We start from the raw sequence: 19,145 nt of genomic DNA, 5'->3' as shown, positions 1-19,145 counted from the left end.
CCGATGCCTCTAGGCTTGGAGGCATGTCTCAGCACATCTTGACCGCCGTCGCGTGGCCCTACGCCAACGGGCCACGCCACATCGGCCACGTCTCCGGGTTCGGCGTGCCGTCCGACGTCTTCAGCCGCTACCAGCGGATGGCGGGCAACAAGGTGCTGATGGTCTCGGGCACCGACGAACACGGCACCCCGATCCAGGTCCAGGCCGACAAGGAGGGCGTCACCGCCCGCGAGCTCGCCGACCGCTACAACCGGGTCATCGCCGAAGACCTGACGGCCCTCGGCCTCTCCTACGACCTGTTCACCCGCACGACCACGCTCAACCACTACGCCGTCGCCCAGGAGATCTTCCTCGGCCTCCACAAGAACGGCTACATCTTCCCGAAGACCACGATGGGCGCGGTCTCCCCGTCCACCGGCCGCACTCTCCCCGACCGCTACATCGAGGGCACCTGCCCCATCTGCGGTTACGACGGCGCGCGCGGCGACCAGTGCGACAACTGCGGCAACCAGCTCGACCCGATCGACCTGATCAACCCCAAGTCGAAGATCAACGGCGAGACGCCGAAGTTCATCGAGACCGAACACTTCATGCTCGACCTGCCCGCCTTCGCCGACGCGCTCGGCACCTGGCTCCAGGGCAAGCAGGGCGAGTGGCGGCCCAACGTGCTGAAGTTCTCGCTCAACCTGCTGGGCGACCTGCAGCCGCGCGCGATCAGCCGCGACCTCGACTGGGGTGTGCCGATCCCGCTCGACGGGTGGAGCGACCGCAACGACAAGCGCCTCTACGTCTGGTTCGACGCGGTCATCGGCTATCTGAGCGCCTCGGTCGAGTGGGCCCGCCGGTCGGGCGACCCCGACGCGTGGCGTGCCTGGTGGCAGAACCCCGACGCCCGCGGCTACTACTTCATGGGCAAGGACAACATCGTCTTCCACTCCGAGATCTGGCCGGCCATGCTGCTCGGCTACAACGGAGAGGGCGCCCGGGGCGGTTCGGCCGGGTCGCTGGGCCGGCTCGACCTGCCCTCCGAGGTGGTGTCGAGCGAGTTCCTGACCATGGAGGGGCGCAAGTTCTCCTCCTCGCGGTCGGTCGTCATCTACGTGCGCGACTTCCTGGAGCGCTACTCCGCCGACGCGCTGCGCTACTACATCGCGGTGGCCGGCCCGGAGAACCAGGACACCGACTTCACCTGGTCGGAGTTCCTCAACCGCAACAACGGCGAGCTCGTCGCGGCCTGGGGCAACCTGGTCAACCGGTCGATCTCGATGGCGTCGAAGAACTTCGGCAAGGTCCCCGACGCGGTCGACCTGACCGACGCCGACCGGGCGCTGCTCGCACGCTCGAAGGCCGCCTTCCCGGCGGTCGGGGCCGAGCTGGGCCGCTCGCGGTTCAAGAACGCGGTCACCGAGGCGTTCGACGTGGTCCGCGACGCCAACCGCTACCTGGCCGAGCAGGAGCCCTGGAAGATCAAGGACGACCCGGTCCGCCAAGGCAGCATCCTCCACGTCGCGCTCCAGGTGGTCGACGACGCCAAGACGCTGCTCACGCCGTTCCTGCCCACCTCGTCCAACAAGATCCACGAGATGCTGGGCGGCCAGGGGGTCTGGTCCGGCATGCCGGAGATCCGCGAGGTCGACGAGCCGGGCGGCCGTTCCTACCCGGTCATCACGGGCGACTACAACGACTCGGCCCGCTGGGAGCACACGCCGATCCAGGCGGGCACCCCGCTGGCCCCGCCGAAGCCGCTGTTCGCCAAGCTCGACCCGAAGATCGTCGACGAGGAACTGGCCCGGCTGGAAGAGAAGTGATGTCCGTTCCCCTGCCCGAGGCGCTCGGCGCCGAGGTGTTCGACAGCCACTGCCACCTCGACATCATGGTGGGGGAGCGCAAGGCGTCGTCGGGTGACCCCGTCGCCCTGGCCGCCGAGGCGGCCGGGGCGAGCGTCGGCCGCATCGTCGAGGAGGCCGCGTCCGTCGGGGTGACCCGCCTGGTCACGATCGGCTACGACCTGCGCAGCTCCGAGTGGGGCGCCGAGATCGCCCGCGACCACGAGGCCGTCTTCGCGGGCGTGGCGATCCACCCCAACGAGGCCCACGCGGCGACGCCCGAGGTGCTCGGCCGGATCGAAGACCTGGCCCGGCTGCCCCACGTGCGCGCCGTCGGCGAGACCGGTCTCGACTTCTTCCGCGACTGGGCGTCCAAGGACGACCAGCACGCCTCCTTCCGCGCCCACATCGAGATCGCCAAGCGCACCGGGAAGGCGCTGGTCATCCACGACCGCGACGCCCACGACGCGGTCCTCGACGTGCTCGAATCCGAGGGCGCGCCCGAGGTGGTGGTCTTCCACAGCTACTCGGGCGACGCCGAGATGGCCGAACGCTGCGTGCGGGCGGGCTACTTCATGTCGTTCTCCGGCCCGGTCACCTACAAGAACGCCGCCTATCTCCGCGAGGCCGCCAAGGTCGCGCCGCCGTCGCTGATCCTGGTCGAGACCGACGCGCCCTACCTGCCGCCCACCCCTCACCGGGGCAAACCCAACGCGCCCTATCTGATCCCGCTGACGCTGCGCTGCCTGGCCGAGGTGAAGGACATGGCGCCGGAGGCGCTGGCCGAGATCATCAACATGAACGGTCCGCGCGTTTTCGGTGATTGGTAATGCAATGTCACGATACGGTGTGAGTTGACCATGGCGCTTCCGGAAGGACGCATCCGTGTATTCCCCGACATTGGAGAGCCCCGCGCGCGAGCCGGGCAGCCAATTGTCGGGCTGGGAACACCCGGTCGAGAAACCCGCTGAGGCTCCCTCCCGGTTGAGGGCGCTGGTCCGGCCGTGGCTCGCCGTCCTGTGCGCCGCCGCTCTGGGGGCCTCCGTCGGTGTCGTCACCGGGCTCGGGCTGGCCAGCGAGGTCACCCTCGACGTCGACGGGAAGCTGACGACCCACCGGTCGTTCGCGGCCGACGTGAGGGGAGCGCTGGAGGGGGCCGGGGTGCCCTACGACCAGCGCGACATGGTCTCGCCGAAGCCGTCGACCGAGGTCGACGACGGCATGACGATCGTCGTCCGGCACGCCAGACCGCTGACGCTGAACCTCGACGGGACCTCCAGCACCCATCTGACCACGGCTCTGAACGTGCAGGACGCGCTCGAAGAGCTCAAGATGAACCCCAACAAGCTCCAGCTGTCGACGACCCGGCTGCGGCAGATCCCGGTCGAGGGCTTCAAGCTGAACGCCCGCTCGGAGCGCAAGGTGACGATCGTGGCCGGGAGCATGCGCATCCGCACGACGACCACCGGCCGGACCGTCGAAGAGGTGCTGGAACAGTCGAACATCGACCTCGGCGAGAGCGACACGGTGTCGCCCGGCCTGTCGACGTTCCCGCCGGAGGACACGGTCATCCGGGTCAAGCCGGGCCTGCCGCCCCACACCATCCCGATCTCGGCCGACGTGGCGGCGCTGAACTGGCCCGCTCTCGCGAAGTGTGAGTCGGGGAGCGACCTGAAACTGGCGTCGGGCGGACGCTTCGGGCTCTACCGGTTCACCGTGAAGGCCTGGCGGGTCGTGGGCGGCGAGAAACGCCCGATCGACTGGCCGGAGTCCGAGCAGACCTACCGGGCGCAACTGCTCTACCAGCGGCTGGCGGGCGACTGGCAGCGCGCCTGGCCGAAGTGCGGCAGCCACCTCTAGCGGTGTCTCCCCGCTCAGCCTGGCTGGGAAGGGTCCTGAAAGCTTTTCTGCTTCCGTTACGGCTCCGCCCACCACGGCACCGCCCGCCGCCCCCGGCTCTGTCCGTATCCGGCGCCAACCGGCCGCGCCACCCCCCACCGCGACGACGGGGGCGTCACCTGGCGACATGGGCCCAGTGGACCGAATCGGTTGGGCGTGGCGGTTGCCGTCAAGGGGGAGGGAGAACCTCACCTGACGGCGTGGCCCCAGTCGACCGACCGGGCGGGGGCGGGGATCGCCGTCGAGGTGAAGACCGCGCCGACGCCGTCGCGATCCGGGGCGCCGATCAGCAGGCCCGAAGGGCCGTCGGCGGTCAGGGACCAGCCGTAACGCTGGCCCGGCTGGGGCGGGACCGGGAGCGCGGCCACGGTTCCGTCGACGGTTGACGTGTGCACGCCGCCCGTCGCCCCCTTCGTATACGGGTGGCCCATGGCGAGCTTCCCGTCGCCGGTGAAGGCCAGCGCCCAGCCGAGCCCCTTCGTGCCGTCGACGGTGACGGTCCGGGTGGGGGTGAGGTCGGCCCAGAGCTGGACCATCCCCGCGTCCTGCGGCCCGGCCAGCGGGGCGCCCGCCGCCAGGTAGGACGTGCCGCCGATCCGGGCCGTCGCGAGGGACCAGCCGAAACGGTTGCCCGGCTCCTGCGGCACCGCCGTCGTGGCCTGCCCGAGGTCCCACTTCTTGCTCGTGTAGGGCGCGCCCGACAGCACGTCCCGGACCACGACCACCGTCCCGGCGTCGACGACGCCGCTGGCGACCTGGACGCCGGTGCCGTCGTCGTCCTCGTAGGGCACGCCGATCGCCAGGTCGGGCCGGGCGGGGTTCCCGTGGAAGGCCAGCGACCAGCCCCACATGTCGCCCACCTCGCCGTTGCCGATCACGCCCTCCGATTCCTGGTCGAGGCGGGTGCGGCCCCGCGGGGTGAACAGGTGCACCGCGCCCGCGTCGGCCACCCGGGCGTCGGCGTGCGGCTCGCCGACCGCCAGCGCCACCCCGCCCGGGAGGTCGGCCGCCGCCAGTGACCAGCCGAAATGCGCGTCTTTCTGTGGATTCTCGGCGGTCACGGTCTGGACGCCGCCGGCGCCGAACACGTACACCTCCCCGTGGTCGTCGTCGCCCGCGTAAGGGGCGCCGACGATGACGTCGAGGCAGCGGTCGCCGTCGACGTGGGCGGTGGCCACGGCCCAGCCGAAGCCGGTGTTCGTGTCGCCGCCCGGTGGCCGCAGGACCCGGCCGCCGAAGGCGACGGTCTCGGCGAAGGGGTCGCCGACGGCGTGGGTCGTGGCGGGACAGGGGGCGGCGGAGGCCGTACCGGACAGAGGCAGGGCCGCGCCGAGCAGGACGACGGCTAGCAGGACGAGGGCGAGCAGCCGGATCACAGCGCCACCTCCAGGCCGCCGCCGAACTGGAGCCGGGCGGGGCTGCGGTCGTCGGGGAGGTCGAACACCAGCATGCCGTCGGACCGCCCACCGGGCCGCAGCCCGCTCGGCAGCGGCGTGGAGAGCCGATGGGGCTGGTGGGCCGCGCCCGAGTCGTCGAGCAGCACCGGCTCGGCGGCGATCGCGGCCAGCTCCCCACCGGTGTTGACCATGCTCCACGGGATCACACAGAACGCCCCTGCCGACGCCGTGACCCCTTCGAAGTCCTGCAGCCCGCACTGCGGATCCCGCGTGACGACCAGATCGACCCCGAACCCGGTCCCGACCGTCACCCGCTTGGCGACATCGCCGTCGGCGGCCTGCTGCGCGGCGATCTGGATCGCGGTCCGCGGCGCGTTGTCCCCCGACACGACGAGCACCCCGACGGAGACGACGAACGCCGCGAAAACGACAATGGCCGCGATCAACCACCGGTCAGAACGGGAGCGCGGCGGCCTGATCAGGGGATCATCGCTGGGGGAGACGGCATCCGCCTGCCCGGAAGCACCCCCGACGGCCGCACCCTCGTCGGCGGCGAGCACCGCGGTGCGATCGACAGGTACGGCGAGATCAGCGCCCTGGACCGTGGCCAAGGTGGTGGCGCGCTCATCAGGAGCGGTCGCTTCCTCACCGGAGATGACGGAGGAAGCGCGGTTGCCCGGCTCGCCGGGGTCCGGGATCTGATCGGCGGCAGTGAGGACTGCGATGCGATTCACCGGTTCACCGGGGCCGGGGGTTTGATCGGCGGCAGCGAGGACTGCGGTGCGATTCACCCGCTCACCGGGGTCCGGAACCTGATCAGCGGCAGCGAGGGTCGCGGTGCGATTCACCGGCTCGCCGGGGTCTGGGATCTGATCGGCGGCAGCGAGGACTGCGGTGCGATTCACCGGTTCACCGGGGCCGGGGGTTTGATCGGCGGCAGCGAGGACTGTGGTTCGATTCACCCGCTCACCGGGGTCCGGAACCTGAGCGGCGGCAGCGAGGGTCGCGATCTTGTCGGCGGTGCCTGCGGGTTGATCGGTGGGTCCGCCGGGATGCCCACCCTTGTCCGTGGTGGCGAACACGGCGGTGCCGGTGACTCGCTCGCTGGCATCCGGATGCTCGTCAGCGGTGGCGGGCGCTGCCTCCGTGCCGGTCGTGGCGAAGGTGGCGGTGCGGTCGGCTCGCTCGCTGGGCTCAGCTTCGGGGACGGGGGCGTTGTCGGCGGGGAAGGCGGTGGTGCCGGCCACCTGCCTCTCCGCATCCGGAGCCTCTGCGGCGGCCGACGTCCCGGCGGGTTCCGGGTCCTCTTCCGTGGTGTCGGCTTCGGAGGGGAGCGGTAGGTCGGCGAGGGTGCGGTTGAGTTGGTCGACGGGTACCAGCGGCTCCTGCCTGGTCGCCTCCGGGGCGTGGGGGGAGATCGGCGGGAGGGCGCCGCCGACCAGGGCGATCAGGAGGGCCTGGGCGGTGGGGCGGCGGGTGGGGTCGGGGTCGGTGGCCTGTCTGACCAGGTCGTTCAGGGGGGCGGGGAGGGCGCCCAGGTCGGGGCGGCCGTTCAGGACGCGGGCCGCCAGGGTCATCATGTTGCCCTGGCCGTAGGGGTGGCGGCCGGTTCCGGCGTAGGCGACCAGGCAGCCCCACGCGAAGATGTCGGTCGACGGGGTGACCGGTTCGCCGCGGACCTGTTCCGGCGCCCACCACCCGGGGCTGCCCAGCAGCTCACCGGCCTGGGTGAAGTCGTGGGAGGCGTCCAGGGCGCGGGCGATTCCGAAGTCGATCACCCGGGGGCCGGACAGGGACAGGATCACGTTGGCCGGCTTCAGGTCGCGGTGCACCAGGCCCGCCACGTGGATGGCCGCCAGTGCCGCCGCCACGCCCAGCGCCACCCCGTGGAGCGGTCCCGCGTCGAGCGGGCCGGATCCGAGGATCTGCCTGTTCAGGGTGGTTCCGGCGATGTACTCGGTCACCATGTAGGGCCGCCCGTCGGCGGTGTTCCCGTTGTCGAGGACCTGGGCCGTGCAGAACGAGGCCACCTTGCGCGCGTTCTCCACCTCGCCGTGGAAGCGGGCCGCGAAGGCGTCGTCGGCCAGCGCGGAGCGGACCACTTTCAGGGCCACCAGGCGGGTGCCGTCCACAGCCAGGTAGACCGTGCCCATGCCGCCCTCGCCCAGGCGGCCCAGCAACCGGTAGATCCCGATCTCGGCGGGATCTTCGGTTCGGAGTGGTTCGGCGCCGGTCGGCTGCATTTCAGGGCTCTCCTACGACCTGGTGTTCCTCTGGGAGGAGTTCGGGGCAGTCGCCAGCATGGATTGCCTCCCTGGGCTGCGAACAGGTAAATGGACGCGTTCGGATGCCCGACACTGGTTGCATGAGTCTGCTGGGGCCGGTCGAGGTGCGCACGCTTGCGGAGAAGCTGAACATCCGCCCTACCAAGAAGCTCGGGCAGAACTTCGTGATCGACGGCGGGACCGTCCGCAAGATCGTGCGGGTGGCGGAGCTCCGCGACGACGACGTCGTCATCGAGGTCGGGCCCGGTCTGGGGTCGCTGACGCTGGCGCTGCTGCCGGAGGTGGCCGAGGTCGTCGCGGTCGAGATCGACCCGGTGCTGGCGCGGCAGCTCCCCGAGACGGTCACGATCATGCTGCCCGAGTTCTCCGACCGGCTGCGGGTCGTCGAGGCCGACGCGCTGCGCATCACCCCCGGAGACCTGCCCGCCCGGCCGACCGCGCTGGTCGCCAACCTGCCCTACAACGTGTCGGTCCCGGTCGTGCTCCACCTGCTCCAGATCCTGCCCGAGCTGCGCAGCGGCCTGGTCATGGTGCAGTCGGAGGTCGCCGACCGGCTGGCCGCGCGGCCCGGCTCACGCGTCTACGGCATCCCCTCGGTCAAGGCGGCCTGGTACGCCGACGTGCGCCGCGCGGGCCCTGTCGGGCGCAACGTCTTCTGGCCGGCGCCCAATGTCGACTCGGGCCTGGTCTCCCTCGTCCGCCGCGAGCCGCCCGCCACCACCGCCACCAGAGAAGACGTGTTCGCGGCCGTCGACGCCGCGTTCGCCCAGCGGCGCAAGACGCTGCGCGCCGCCCTGGCGGGCTGGGCCGGGTCCCCAGCGGCGGCCGAGGAGGCGCTCGTCAAGGCCGGGGTCGACCCGAAGGCCCGGGGCGAACAGCTCGACGTGGCCGACTTCGCCCGGATCGCCGAACACCGCCGCTAGGCTCCCGTCACGTGATTACCGTGCGTGTGCCCGCCAAGGTCAATCTTCAGCTCTCCGTCGGCCCGCTCCGCGACGACGGGTTCCACGACCTGGTCAACGTCTTCCATGCCGTGTCCCTGTTCGACGAGGTCACCGCGTCGGAGTCAGACCGGGTCGAGGTGGTCTGCGACCACGCCGACGTGCCGCTCGGCGACGACAACCTGGCCGCCAGGGCCGCCCACGCGCTCGCGCCGGGACGGGGCGTGCGGCTGGAGATCAGCAAGAACATCCCGGTCGCCGGGGGCATGGCCGGGGGCAGCGCCGACGCCGCCGCCGCGCTGGTCGCCTGCAACGCCCTGTGGAACCTCGGCCGGACGCCCGGGGAGCTGATGGAGATCGGCGGCACGCTCGGCAGCGACGTGCCGTTCGCGCTGCTCGGCGGCACCGCCGTCGGAACCGGGCGGGGCGAGCACCTGACGCCGGTCGACACGTCGGGCACCTTCCACTGGGTGTTCGCGCTGGCCGACGGCGGCCTGTCCACGCCCCAGGTCTACGGAGAGTGCGACCGCATCCGCGAGGCCACCGGCGAGGCGGCCGTCTGGCCGAGCCTGAGCGAGCCCCTCGCCAAGGCCCTCGCCGACGGCAACGCCCCAGCCCTGGGCGGCGCGCTGGTCAACGACCTCCAGCCGGCCGCCATCATGCTGCGCCGGTCCCTCCACCGCACCCTCGAAGAAGGCCGTGAACTGGGCGCGCTCGGCGCGCTGGTGTCGGGGTCCGGGCCGACGTGCGCGTTCCTGGCCGCCGACGAGACGCACGCGCGTGAGATCGCCGTCGCACTCACCGGCTGCCGCGAGGCCGTCATCGCCCACGGACCGGTCCCGGGAGCCGTAATCGTCTAGATAGGCTTGGCGGGCGATGAATCTGGTCAATCTCGAATCCGTCTCTCATGCCTTCGGCCCCAAGCCGCTGCTCAAAGGGGTGTCGCTCGGGGTCGAAGCGGGCGAGCGCATCGGTGTCGTCGGGCGCAACGGTGGCGGCAAGACCACCCTCGTCTCGATCATCGCCGGTGAGCTCACACCCGACAGCGGCCGGGTCACCCACACGCGCGGGCTGCGCGTCGGGGTGCTCGCCCAGCGCGATCTCTTCGATCCCGACACGCCGATCCGCGACATCGTGCTCGGCCACCGGGCCGAACACGAATGGGCCGGCGACGCGCAGGTGCGCGAGATCCTCGCCAACCTGCTCGGCGACCTCGACCTGTCGGCCCACGCGGGCGCCCTGTCCGGCGGCGAACGCCGCCGCACGGCGCTGGCGAAGCTGCTCATCGGCGACCACGACCTGATCGTGCTCGACGAGCCCACCAACCATCTCGACATCGAGGCCATCGCCTGGCTGGCCGGTCACCTGACGGCCCGCAAGTCGGCTCTCCTCGTCGTCACCCACGACCGCTGGTTCCTCGACGCCGTCTCCACCCGCACCTGGGAGGTGGTCGACGAGTCCGTCGAGCGCTACGAGGGTGGCTACGCCGCCTTCGTGCTCGCCAAGGCCGAACGGGCGCGCATCGCGCAGGCGTCCGAGGAGCGGCGGCAGAACCTCATGCGGAAGGAGATCGCCTGGCTGCGGCGCGGCCCGCCCGCCCGCACGTCCAAGCCGAAGTTCCGCATCAACGCCGCCGAGGCGCTGATCGCCGACGTGCCGCCGGTCCGGGAGACCGTCGAACTGCTCAGGTTCGCGACCGCGCGCCTCGGCAAGACGGTGTACGACCTGGAGAACGTCACCCTCCACGCCGGTGGCCCCGCCACGGGCCCGCTCGTGCTCGACCACTGCACCTGGCAGTTCGGCCCCGGCGACCGCATCGGCCTGATCGGCGTCAACGGGTCGGGCAAGTCGACGGTGCTGCGCCTGCTGTCCGGCACGGTCCAGCCCGACGAGGGGAAGCTGGTCCAGGGCCGCACGGTCAAGCTGGCCCACCTCTCGCAGGAGCTCGCCGAACTCGATCCGACCCGGCGGGTGCTGGAGACGGTCGAGGAGGTCCGCAAGTACATCACCGTCGGCAAGAAGGAGTGGAGCGCCTCCCAGCTGCTCGAACGCCTCGGCTTCAAGGGCGACGCGCAGTGGAAGGTGGTCGGCGACCTGTCCGGCGGCGAGCGGCGGCGGCTCCAGCTGCTGCGGCTCATCATGGACGAACCCAACGTCCTGCTGCTCGACGAGCCCACCAACGACCTCGACATCGAGACGCTGACCGAGCTCGAAGACCTGCTCGACGGCTGGCCGGGCACCCTCGTCGTGGTCAGCCACGACCGCTACTTCCTGGAGCGCGTCTCCGACCGCACGGTCGCGCTGCTCGGCGACGGACGGCTGTCGATGCTGCCGGGCGGCGTCGACGAATACCTGGAGCGCCGCGCGGCCGGAACCGCCCTGTCGGCCCGTGCGGCCAGTGCCGAGCCGGTGGCGGTCGAGACTCCGGTGGCGGAGAAGAAGGTCTCCCAGAAGGAGCTGCGGGAGCTCCAGAAGGAGCTGAGCCGGCTGGAGCGGCAGCTCGACAAGCTGTCCGAGCGCGAGGCCAAGGTCCACGCCCAGATGGCCGAGGCGGCCAGCGACTTCGAGAAGCTCGGCAAGCTCGACGCCGAGCTCCGCGACCTCGGGGCCCAGAAGGAGGCCACCGAGCTCGAATGGATGGAGCTGGCGGAGCGCGTGCAGGAGTGACCTGCTGAAGTGTCCCTGAAAAGGAGAAGAGCCCGGTTGGCCGACCGGGCTCTTTCCTTTTTGCTTCAGATGACTTGGGGCACCTACCGAGTCATCTCGGCACTACGAGACGGAAGATCAGACGATCTTGCCGGACCAGAGGGCCGCCGCCACCTTGTAGACGCCGAAGGTCTCACCGTCGAAGTACGGGGAAACCGAGGTGTCGTAACGGTTGTTCTTGTCGGTGTCGGAGACGCCGATGGTGACACCGTTCAGGTAGCCGAGGCGACGAGCGCTCTTGTACTGCGACAGCCACGACGAGCCCAGCGAGCCCTCGCCCGTGAAGGACGACTTGACCCCGATGATCTCCTCGGCCTTGATGTCCGAGGCCTTGGCCGCGAACGTCTTGCCGTAGGTCCACTTCAGGGTGTGGCCGGTGAAGGCGTGGTTGCCGTCCGGGTGCTTCCCGCTCGGGTAGCCGAAGACGTAGACCGACTGGCCGACCTTCTGGTTGTACGCCAGACCCTGGCCACCGACGTTGTCACCGAGGCGACCGACGTCCTTGAGGCCGATGTTGAGGGTCGAGCCCCAGAGGATGTAGTCGACGTCGTAGTTGACCCAGAAGGTCCGCTTGACGTACTTGTACTCGCGGCTGCCGAGCGGCTTGTACGAGAAGACGAAGGTCTTCCCACCGGGCAGCCAGTACTGGTCGCCATCGTTCTGCTGGCCCTGCGGCGCGCGGAACTCTTCCTGGCTGATGAACTTGTCGGTCACGCCAGTGCCGGGCTTGTAGGTGTTCGCCGGCTGGTCGGCCTTGACGTTCGGCCACTGGAACTTCTTGAAGGTGTCCCAGGCGACGCCGTCGACCTTCTTGCCCTCGGGGCTGGTGGTCACGTTCTTCTCGTCGACGAAGTCGGCGATCCAGAGACGCGACGCGCCGGTCTCCTTCTTGTCCTCGAGCGCCTTCTTCGCGGCCTCGGCAGCAGCCTTGGTCTCGTGACGGCTGAACTCGCGGTCCTTGTAGACCTCGCCGGCGACGGGGAGGACACCGTTGTACACGTTCACGAACGCGTAGTTGCGGTCGCCGTCCTCGTAGACGTCGAAGTCGTAGTGCGTGAAGGCCTGCTTGCCGACGTAGATGCCCCACGGGGTCTTGCCCTGGTAGTAACCGGGGATGAAGACCCACTTGTCGAGGGTGGCCTTGTTGGACGCCGTGTCGTAGACACAGTGACCAGCAGTGGCGACGAGGTTCTTGTAGCTGCTCTGGAGCGAGGTGCCGGTGCACCAGTGCGGCTTGCCGTCGGCGCCGATGAAGAACACCTTGCCCGAGGTCTTGGGCAGGTTGACGTTCTTCGAGACGCTGGTGGTCTTCTTCTCGTCACCGATGGCCGGAACGATGCCGGGCTTGGTGTCGGCGGTGGGACCACCGGTCGACACGTGCTTCCCGACGACCTGAGTCTCGACGTTGTAAGGCGTCGCGCCGATCAGGTTGGCCTTGGCCTCGCCGTACCAGAAGGCCGCGACCTGCTGGGCAGCGAGGTTGGTGTTCGCGAGGCTGTCGGAGGCAACGTCCCCAGCGGCCTGCGCGGGGGCGGCGACGACCGCGGAGGCAAGCAGCCCCGCGCTCAGACCGCCCAGAATGAGCGTGCGCTTCATGTGGATCTCCCCAGGTCTGTCGTGGGACGTCACTTGCGCCCCATGCGTCAGTAAAGGAACGATCAGAAAGCTATAAGACGGAATGAGGGTGTGAAAGCAAAAAGACCAACTGCCTGAGGCCGTTGGTGTGTGGAAACTTGCTGTAAACCTGTGGGGTTCCTGTGAAGATTCCGTTATTTCCCCTGATGGTGGGGGATGCGGATCGATCACTCCATGGATCGATCCAGCTGGGGTGTGTGACGTAAATCACACACGGATCAGGGGAACCAGATCGTGGGTCAACCCCGTCTTACTCCGACGCACCTACGCGGAGTCGGAGGTGTCGAAGGGCACCAGGAGGGTCCGCAGGAGCCCTGAGAGGTCCTGCTGTTCCTGTCGTCCGAGGGCGGCGAGGAGATCCTGTTCCCGTCTGAGCAGGTCGGCGAAGGCCGCGTCGACGCGGCCGAGACCCTTGGCGGTCAGCCGGACCAGCACCCCGCGCCGGTCGTCGGGGTCGGGGTTGCGGGTGACGAGACCGGCGGCGGTCAGCCGGTCGATGCGGTTCGTCATGGTCCCCGAGGTCACCAGAGTGGCCCGCAGCAGCGCGCCCGGGCTCATCTCATAGGGGTCGCCGGCCCTGCGCAGCGCCGTGAGCACGTCGAACTCCCACGGTTCGAGCCCGTGTTCGGCGAAGGCGGCCCGCCTGGCCCGCTCCAGATGACGGCTCAGCCGCGACACCCGGCTCAGCACCTGGAGAGGCGTCACGTCGAGGTCGGGGCGCTCCTGCCGCCAGGCCGCGACGAGCCGGTCGACTTCATCCTCGGCTGCGCTCATGGACCACGAGTCTAGCTTTTCTTGACGTCAAGACATCTCTCTTGATATCAAGTATCTCTATGTCAAGAGATACGCCGCAGCGCGCCGGAGGCACGGCAATGACACAGTGGGACCCGAACATCTACGGGCGGTACGCCGATGAGCGGTCGCGGCCTTTTTATGAGCTGACCGGGCGGATCAGGGCCGAGGAGCCCCGGCGGGTCGTCGACCTCGGGTGTGGCACCGGCGAGCTGACCGTGTCGCTGGCGCGGCGCTGGCCGGGGGCCGCGGTCCACGGGGTCGACTCCTCGGCCGAGATGATCGCCAAGGCTCCCCAGGGCGCGACGTTCGAGGTCGCGGACGTGCGGGACTGGCGGCCCGCCGAGCCGGTCGACGTCATCGTGTCGAACGCGCTGCTCCAGTGGGTGCCCGAGCACCGTGAGCTCCTCACCCGGTGGGCTCGCGAGCTGAACCCGGGCGGGTGGCTGGCCTTCCAGGTTCCGGGGAACTTCGCCGCGCCCAGCCACCAGGTCATCCGTGAGCTCTGCCAGAGCGCCGCGTGGGCCGGCGAGCTGGCCGATCTCGCCTGGCGCGATCCGGTCGACTCCGCCGAGGACTATCTGCGGCTGCTGTCGGCCGAGGGCCTCACGGTCGACGCCTGGGAGACGACCTACGTCCACGTCCTCCAGGGCGACGACGCGGTGCTCCGCTGGGTCACCGGGACCGCCCTGCGGCCGATGCTCACCCGGCTCGGCCCCGAGCGCCGCGAACAGTTCCTCGCCGACGCCGGGCGGGTGCTCGCGGTGGCCTATCCGAAGCGCGACTACGGCACCCCGTTCCCCTTCCGCCGCATATTCACGGTGGCCCACAAATGATCACCGGCATTCACCACATCCAGCTCGCCACTCCTCCCGGACGCGAAGACGAATTGCGGGCCTTCTACTGCGGCCGTCTCGGCATGACCGAAGTGGCCAAGCCGGAGGAATTGGCGAAACGCGGAGGCGCGTGGTTCCGTGGAGGAGGGGCCGAGCTCCACCTGGGGGTCGAGGAGGACTTCCGGCCCGCCGGGAAAGCGCATCCGGGGCTGCTGGTCCGGGATCTGGACGAGGTGCTCGCCCGCTTCCCCGAGGCCGAGGTCGATCCGTGGCTCCCGGGATATTTGCGTTGCTATGTCGATGATCCGGTGGGGAATCGCCTAGAACTTCTCCAGCCCGTGTCTCGATAGGCGATTTGTTCACCTTCGGGTGGCATCATGGCCGCAATTCGGCAGGGTCACGTTTACCTGGAGGTGCTAGTGGCGATCGAGATCGAGGACAAGTTCGATGTCCAAGACGAGTTCGTGGTGCCCGATCTTCTCGGCGTCAAAGGCATCTCGTCGGCCAGCGGCCCGAAATCCCACCAGCTCGTGGCCATCTACTTCGACACCCCCGATCTGCGCCTCGCCGCGCGGGGCATCACCCTGCGGCGGCGCCGCGGCGGTGACGACTCCGGCTGGCACCTGAAGCTGCCCAAGGCCGCCGGTGTGCGGCAGGAGATCCAGCTCCCGCTGACCCGCAGTGCCAAGATCGTCCCGGCCGCGCTGGCCGACCAGGTGCTCGTCTACACGCGCGGTCACGCGCTGGTCCCGGTCGCCGAACTGGACACCAAGCGGTCGGTGACCCGGCTGCTCGACGGCGACGGAGAGGTGCTCGCCGAGGTCGCCGACGACCGGGTGAAGGGGACCGTCTTCAGCCAGTCGCCCGACGTGAAGCCCAAGGTCGAGCGGTGGCGCGAGGTCGAGGTCGAGCTCGTCAAGGGCGACGAGGCGCTGCTGAAGCGGGTGGGCAAGCGCATCATCAAGGCGGGGGCGGTCACGGGCGGCTCCGCCAACAAACTGGGCCGCCTCCTGGGCGAAGCCGTACAGAAACTTCCTCAGTCGCCTGCCGAGGGGACGGTCGGCGCCGCGGTCTTCGCCTACCTGCGGAGCCAGACCGACGCGCTGATCGCGCAGGACGGCCGGGTGCGGCGGGCCGAGGAGGACGCCGTGCACAAGGCGCGGGTGGCCTGCCGGCGGATGCGCAGCGCGTTCAAGTCCTTCTCCTCGATCGTCACCGAGACCGACGCGCTCCAGGAGGAGTTGAAGTGGTTCGGCGAGGTGCTGGGGGAGGTGCGCGACCTGGAGGTCATCCAGCTGCGCTTCGGCAAGGAGCTCGACGGGCTCGACGAGCACCTGATCGTGGGGCCGGTCCGCGCCCGGCTTCTCGACGACCTCAAGCACCAGGAGGAGGAGGGCTACGAGCGGGCCCGCGAGGCGATGAACGGCGAGCGCTACTTCGCCCTGCTCGACGCCCTCGACCAGCCCCTCTCCTTCACCGGCAAGGCCACCCGCGAGGCGGACGAGGAACTGGCCAAGATCGTGGCCAAGGAGTGGCGCCGGGTCCAGAAGAAGCACGAGACCGCCCAGGCCATCGACGACGCCCACGAGCGCGAGATCGCCATGCACGACGTGCGCAAGGCGGCCAAGCGCGCCCGCTACACCGCTGAGGCCGCCGGGTTCGGTCACGAGGCCGCCCGCGCCGAGGCGGTCCAGGAGGCCTTGGGCCTCTACCAGGACGGCGTGGTCGCCCAGGAGACCCTGGAGAAGGAGGCGGCCAAGGCCCGCGAGGCGGGCGAGGACACCTTCACCTACGGCGTGCTGGCGGGTCTGGAGCGGGCCGCCGCCGACCGGGCCCGCGCCAAGTTCCCGAAGTTGTGGGCCAAACTCACGTGACGTAGCGGTCGAGGCTGATCAGGTCGCCGTCGGAGTGGTGGAGCACGGCGAACCCGCCCTTCGGCAGGCGGGTGTCGCCGACCCGCCCGTCGCACAGGGCGGTGAGCAGGTCGGGGAGGACCTTGCCGTGGCTGCAGACCGCGGTGGGCTCGGTCAGCTTGCGGACCAGGCGGAGGGTGTCCTTCGGGTCGTAGCCGGGTTCGGAGAGCAGCTTCTCCTTGCGGATCGGCAGGTCCGCCGCGGTGGCGTAGGGCTTGAGGGTCTGGGTGCAGCGGCGGCTGGGTGAGCTGACCAGGTTCTGCGGGGCGTAGGCCGTCAGGGCCTGGGCGACCACCTCGGCCTGGGCCATGCCGTCGGAGTCGAGGGGACGCCGGTCGTCGTGGCCCTTCCAGTCGGAGCGGCTGCCGGCCAGGCCGTGCCGGACCAGGATCAGCGGGACGGTCACCAGCGGGGCCGCCGTCAGCGCGCGGAGCAGGCCCGCGTCCCACTCGTAGGTGAGGCGCCGCCGGGCCTCGTCGAGCGGCAGCCAGACCACCTGGTCGACCTCGTCGACAGCGGTGAGCTCGCTTTCGGCGCGGACCCGCGCGGCCCAGTAGTCGACCCGCTTGAGGCGGCCGTCCTTCAGGTAGTGGACGGGCGGCAGCGAGCGGCCCAGGACGACCGACAGGCCGGTCTCCTCCTGGACCTCGCGCAGCGCGCCGGTGATGACGTGCTCACCGGATTTGAGCTTGCCCTTGGGGAACGACCAGTCGTCGTACTTGGGCCGGTGGACGAGCGCGACCTCGGGGGAGGTCTCGTCGCCGCGCCAGATGACGGCGCCGGCGGCGTGGATCACATCGGTCATTTGCCGTCGTCCACGGTTCGCCAGCGTCGGGTGCCGATGAGGTGCTGCTGCAGGTCGGCGCCGCCATTTCGGCGAAGCCAACGGCCATCTGAGGTGAGCCACCATGTGTCCGTCCCGTCGGAGAACGCGCGGTCGAGCAGGTCGGCGATGTACGACCGGTGCTGCGCGCCGGTCACCTTCACCAGGGCCTCCACCCTTCGGTCGAGGTTGCGTCGCATGAGGTCTGCGCTGCCGATCCACATCTCGGGCCGCCGTCCGCCGCCGAACTCGTAGATGCGGGAGTGCTCCAGGAAGCGCCCCAACAGGCTTCTGACCCTGATGGTCTCGGACAAACCCGGAACACCGGGCCGGAGCGTGCAGATGCCGCGAACCCACAGGTCGATCGGCACTCCCGCCTGCGAGGCCCGGTAGAGGGCGTCGATCACGGGCTCGTCCACCAGCGAGTTGGTCTTGATCCGGATGCGGGCCGCGCGGCCCGCCTTGTGGTGGGCGATCTCCCGGTCGATGCGGGCCAGCAGGCCGTGCCGCAGCGAGTGGGGCGCGACCAGCAGCCGCCGGTAGGCCGAGTGGTTGGAGTAGCCGGTCAGGTGCATGAACAGGTCGGTGACGTCCTCGCCGACGAGGGGGTCGGCGGTGAGCAGGCCGAAGTCCTCGTACATGCGGGCGGTCTTGGGGTTGTAGTTGCCGGTGCCGATGTGGCAGTAGCGGCGCAGTTCGCCGTTCTGCTCCTGCCGGACGACCAGGGCCAGCTTGCAGTGGGTCTTCAGGCCGAGCACGCCGTAGACGACGTGGCAGCCGGCCTTCTCCAGTTTCCTGGCCCACGAGATGTTGGCGTGCTCGTCGAACCTGGCCTTGATCTCGACGACGACCACGACCTGCTTGCCCGCCTCGGCCGCGTCGATCAGGGAGTCGACGATGGGGGAGTTGCCGGAGGTCCGGTAGAGCGTCTGTTTGATCGCCAGCACGGAGGGGTCGGCCGCCGCCTGCTCGATGAAGCGGCCCACGCTGGTGGAGAAGCTGTCGTAGGGGTGGTGCAGCAGGATGTCCTTCTCCCGCAGCATCGCGAAGATGTCGTCGTCGGCGTGGATCACCTCGGCCGGGACGAACGACCGGTAGCTGAGCTCGCCCCGGTTGTGGGTCGGCCCGAGGTCGGCGATGGTGTGCAGGCCCGACAGGTCGAGCGGCCCCGGCACCCGGTAGATCTCGTGGTCGGCCACGCCGAGCTCCTCGACCAGCAGCTCCAGCACCTCGGGCGAGATCGTGTCCTCGACCTCGATGCGGACCGGCGAGCCGAAGCGGCGGCGGCGCAGCTCGCGTTCGAGGGCCTGCATCAGGTTCTCGGTGACGTCCTCGTCGACGTCGAGGTCCTCGTTGCGGGTGACCCGGAAGACGTGGTGCTGGACGATCTCCATGCCCTTGAAGAGCTGGCCGAGGTGGGCCGCGATGACGTCCTCAAGCGGGACGAACCGGTCGTTGGCCAGCTTCACGAACCGGGGGAGCTGCGGGGGCACCTTCACCCGCGCGAACACCGTGTTGCCGTTGACCGGGTTGCGAACGGTGACCGCCAGGTTCAGCGACAGCCCGGAGATGTTGGGAAAGGGGTGCGACGGGTCGACGGCCAGCGGCGTCAGCACCGGCCGGATGCGCTCCCGGAACAGCTTGCGCATCACGGTGCGCTCGTCCCGCCCGAGATCGGCCCAGCGGACGATCTCGATGCCCTCGGCCTCCAGCTCCGGGACGATCGTCTTGTGGAACAGGGCCGAGTGGCGCTGCACCAGGACGTCGGCGATCCCGTTGATGCGCTCCAATTCCTCGCTCGGCTTGAGCCCGCTCTGCGCCCTCAGCAGCAGTCCGGTGGCCATCCGCCGTTTCAGTCCCGCGACCCGCACCATGAAGAACTCGTCCAGGTTGCTCGCGAAGATCGCCAGGAACCTGACCCGTTCGAGCAACGGGAGCTTGGGGTCCTCGGCGAGTTCGAGCACGCGTTCGTTGAACTGGAGCCAGCTCTCCTCTCGGTTGAGGAATCGTTCGTGAGGGAGGGGAAGCTCCTCCGGGGGGACGGACGCGGTAATTTCGGCGGACATGTCCTGAATATGCCCGAGTTTGTTGA

At 69.8% G+C, this 19,145-nt stretch carries 15 protein-coding genes; 9 read left to right on the top strand and 6 right to left on the bottom strand.

Annotated features, from left to right (window positions below):
* The first annotated feature begins 23 nt into the window (after nt 1-23).
* Genes metG through AW270_RS26335 form a run of 3 tightly spaced genes read left to right on the top strand, consistent with a single transcriptional unit; the run spans nt 24 to nt 3,686 of the window.
* Nucleotides 24-1,808 (top strand): methionine--tRNA ligase, encoded by a 1,785-nt coding sequence (metG, locus tag AW270_RS26345; RefSeq protein WP_061298645.1) that lies wholly within the window; start codon nt 24-26, stop codon nt 1,806-1,808.
* On the top strand, nt 1,808-2,656 hold the full coding sequence (locus AW270_RS26340; RefSeq protein ID WP_061298643.1) for a TatD family hydrolase: 849 nt from the start codon (nt 1,808-1,810) through the stop codon (nt 2,654-2,656). Before metG ends, AW270_RS26340 begins: the two co-directional genes overlap by 1 nt.
* Before the next feature lie 55 nt (nt 2,657-2,711).
* Nucleotides 2,712-3,686 carry a resuscitation-promoting factor gene (locus tag AW270_RS26335; RefSeq protein ID WP_082801848.1) on the top strand — a complete coding sequence of 325 codons (975 nt, stop codon included), beginning with the start codon at nt 2,712-2,714 and terminating at the stop codon, nt 3,684-3,686.
* Nucleotides 3,687-3,913: 227 nt separating this feature from the next.
* Here the strand turns inward: AW270_RS26335 and AW270_RS26330 are convergent, their stop codons facing one another.
* Both AW270_RS26330 and AW270_RS40690 read right to left on the bottom strand, forming a co-directional pair.
* Complete coding sequence (locus AW270_RS26330) at nt 3,914-5,101, bottom strand: FG-GAP repeat protein (RefSeq protein ID WP_061298640.1); 1,188 nt, start codon at nt 5,099-5,101, stop codon at nt 3,914-3,916.
* Nucleotides 5,098-7,365, bottom strand: a complete 2,268-nt coding sequence (locus AW270_RS40690; RefSeq protein ID WP_061298639.1) for a serine/threonine-protein kinase — start codon at nt 7,363-7,365, stop codon at nt 5,098-5,100. Before AW270_RS40690 ends, AW270_RS26330 begins: the two co-directional genes overlap by 4 nt.
* Before the next feature lie 104 nt (nt 7,366-7,469).
* Here AW270_RS40690 and rsmA point away from each other — a divergent pair, with 104 nt between their 5' ends.
* Genes rsmA through AW270_RS26310 form a run of 3 tightly spaced genes read left to right on the top strand, consistent with a single transcriptional unit; the run spans nt 7,470 to nt 11,015 of the window.
* Nucleotides 7,470-8,330 carry a 16S rRNA (adenine(1518)-N(6)/adenine(1519)-N(6))-dimethyltransferase RsmA gene (gene rsmA / locus AW270_RS26320; protein WP_061298637.1) on the top strand — a complete coding sequence of 287 codons (861 nt, stop codon included), beginning with the start codon at nt 7,470-7,472 and terminating at the stop codon, nt 8,328-8,330.
* A 14-nt stretch (nt 8,331-8,344) separates the two neighbouring features.
* A complete protein-coding gene (locus AW270_RS26315; protein ID WP_061298779.1) occupies nt 8,345-9,208 on the top strand; it encodes a 4-(cytidine 5'-diphospho)-2-C-methyl-D-erythritol kinase in 864 nt (287 codons plus the stop codon).
* A 16-nt stretch (nt 9,209-9,224) separates the two neighbouring features.
* Nucleotides 9,225-11,015, top strand: coding sequence for an ABC-F family ATP-binding cassette domain-containing protein (locus tag AW270_RS26310; protein WP_061298634.1), 1,791 nt, complete (start codon nt 9,225-9,227; stop codon nt 11,013-11,015).
* Nucleotides 11,016-11,132: 117 nt separating this feature from the next.
* Here the strand turns inward: AW270_RS26310 and AW270_RS41435 are convergent, their stop codons facing one another.
* Both AW270_RS41435 and AW270_RS26300 read right to left on the bottom strand, forming a co-directional pair.
* Complete coding sequence (locus AW270_RS41435) at nt 11,133-12,650, bottom strand: trypsin-like serine peptidase (protein WP_063819341.1); 1,518 nt, start codon at nt 12,648-12,650, stop codon at nt 11,133-11,135.
* Nucleotides 12,651-12,953: 303 nt separating this feature from the next.
* Nucleotides 12,954-13,463, bottom strand: a complete 510-nt coding sequence (locus AW270_RS26300) for a MarR family winged helix-turn-helix transcriptional regulator (protein WP_061298632.1) — start codon at nt 13,461-13,463, stop codon at nt 12,954-12,956.
* A 98-nt stretch (nt 13,464-13,561) separates the two neighbouring features.
* On the opposite strand from AW270_RS26300, the gene AW270_RS26295 reads away from it, so the two are divergent.
* Genes AW270_RS26295 through AW270_RS26285 form a run of 3 tightly spaced genes read left to right on the top strand, consistent with a single transcriptional unit; the run spans nt 13,562 to nt 16,191 of the window.
* Nucleotides 13,562-14,317, top strand: coding sequence for a trans-aconitate 2-methyltransferase (locus tag AW270_RS26295; protein ID WP_061298630.1), 756 nt, complete (start codon nt 13,562-13,564; stop codon nt 14,315-14,317).
* A complete protein-coding gene (locus AW270_RS26290; RefSeq protein ID WP_061298629.1) occupies nt 14,314-14,667 on the top strand; it encodes a VOC family protein in 354 nt (117 codons plus the stop codon). The genes AW270_RS26295 and AW270_RS26290 overlap by 4 nt, the downstream gene beginning before the upstream one ends.
* A gap of 27 nt (nt 14,668-14,694) precedes the next feature.
* Nucleotides 14,695-16,191, top strand: a complete 1,497-nt coding sequence (locus AW270_RS26285; protein WP_063819340.1) for a CYTH and CHAD domain-containing protein — start codon at nt 14,695-14,697, stop codon at nt 16,189-16,191.
* Here the strand turns inward: AW270_RS26285 and AW270_RS26280 are convergent.
* Both AW270_RS26280 and AW270_RS26275 read right to left on the bottom strand, forming a co-directional pair.
* Complete coding sequence (locus AW270_RS26280; RefSeq protein WP_082801847.1) at nt 16,184-17,035, bottom strand: NUDIX hydrolase; 852 nt, start codon at nt 17,033-17,035, stop codon at nt 16,184-16,186. The two genes, AW270_RS26285 and AW270_RS26280, sit on opposite strands and share 8 nt — an antisense overlap.
* The gene (locus AW270_RS26275) at nt 17,032-19,119 is read right to left on the bottom strand and encodes an RNA degradosome polyphosphate kinase (protein ID WP_061298625.1); all 2,088 of its coding nucleotides are present in this window, start codon (nt 19,117-19,119) and stop codon (nt 17,032-17,034) included. Before AW270_RS26275 ends, AW270_RS26280 begins: the two co-directional genes overlap by 4 nt.
* Between the last annotated feature and the right edge of the window lie 26 nt (nt 19,120-19,145).

Source organism: Herbidospora cretacea (assembly GCF_001570605.1).
Classification (GTDB): Bacteria; Actinomycetota; Actinomycetes; order Streptosporangiales; family Streptosporangiaceae; genus Herbidospora; species Herbidospora cretacea.
Note: the sequence above shows the minus strand (reverse complement) of the source record. Positions and strands in the feature narration are given on the sequence as shown.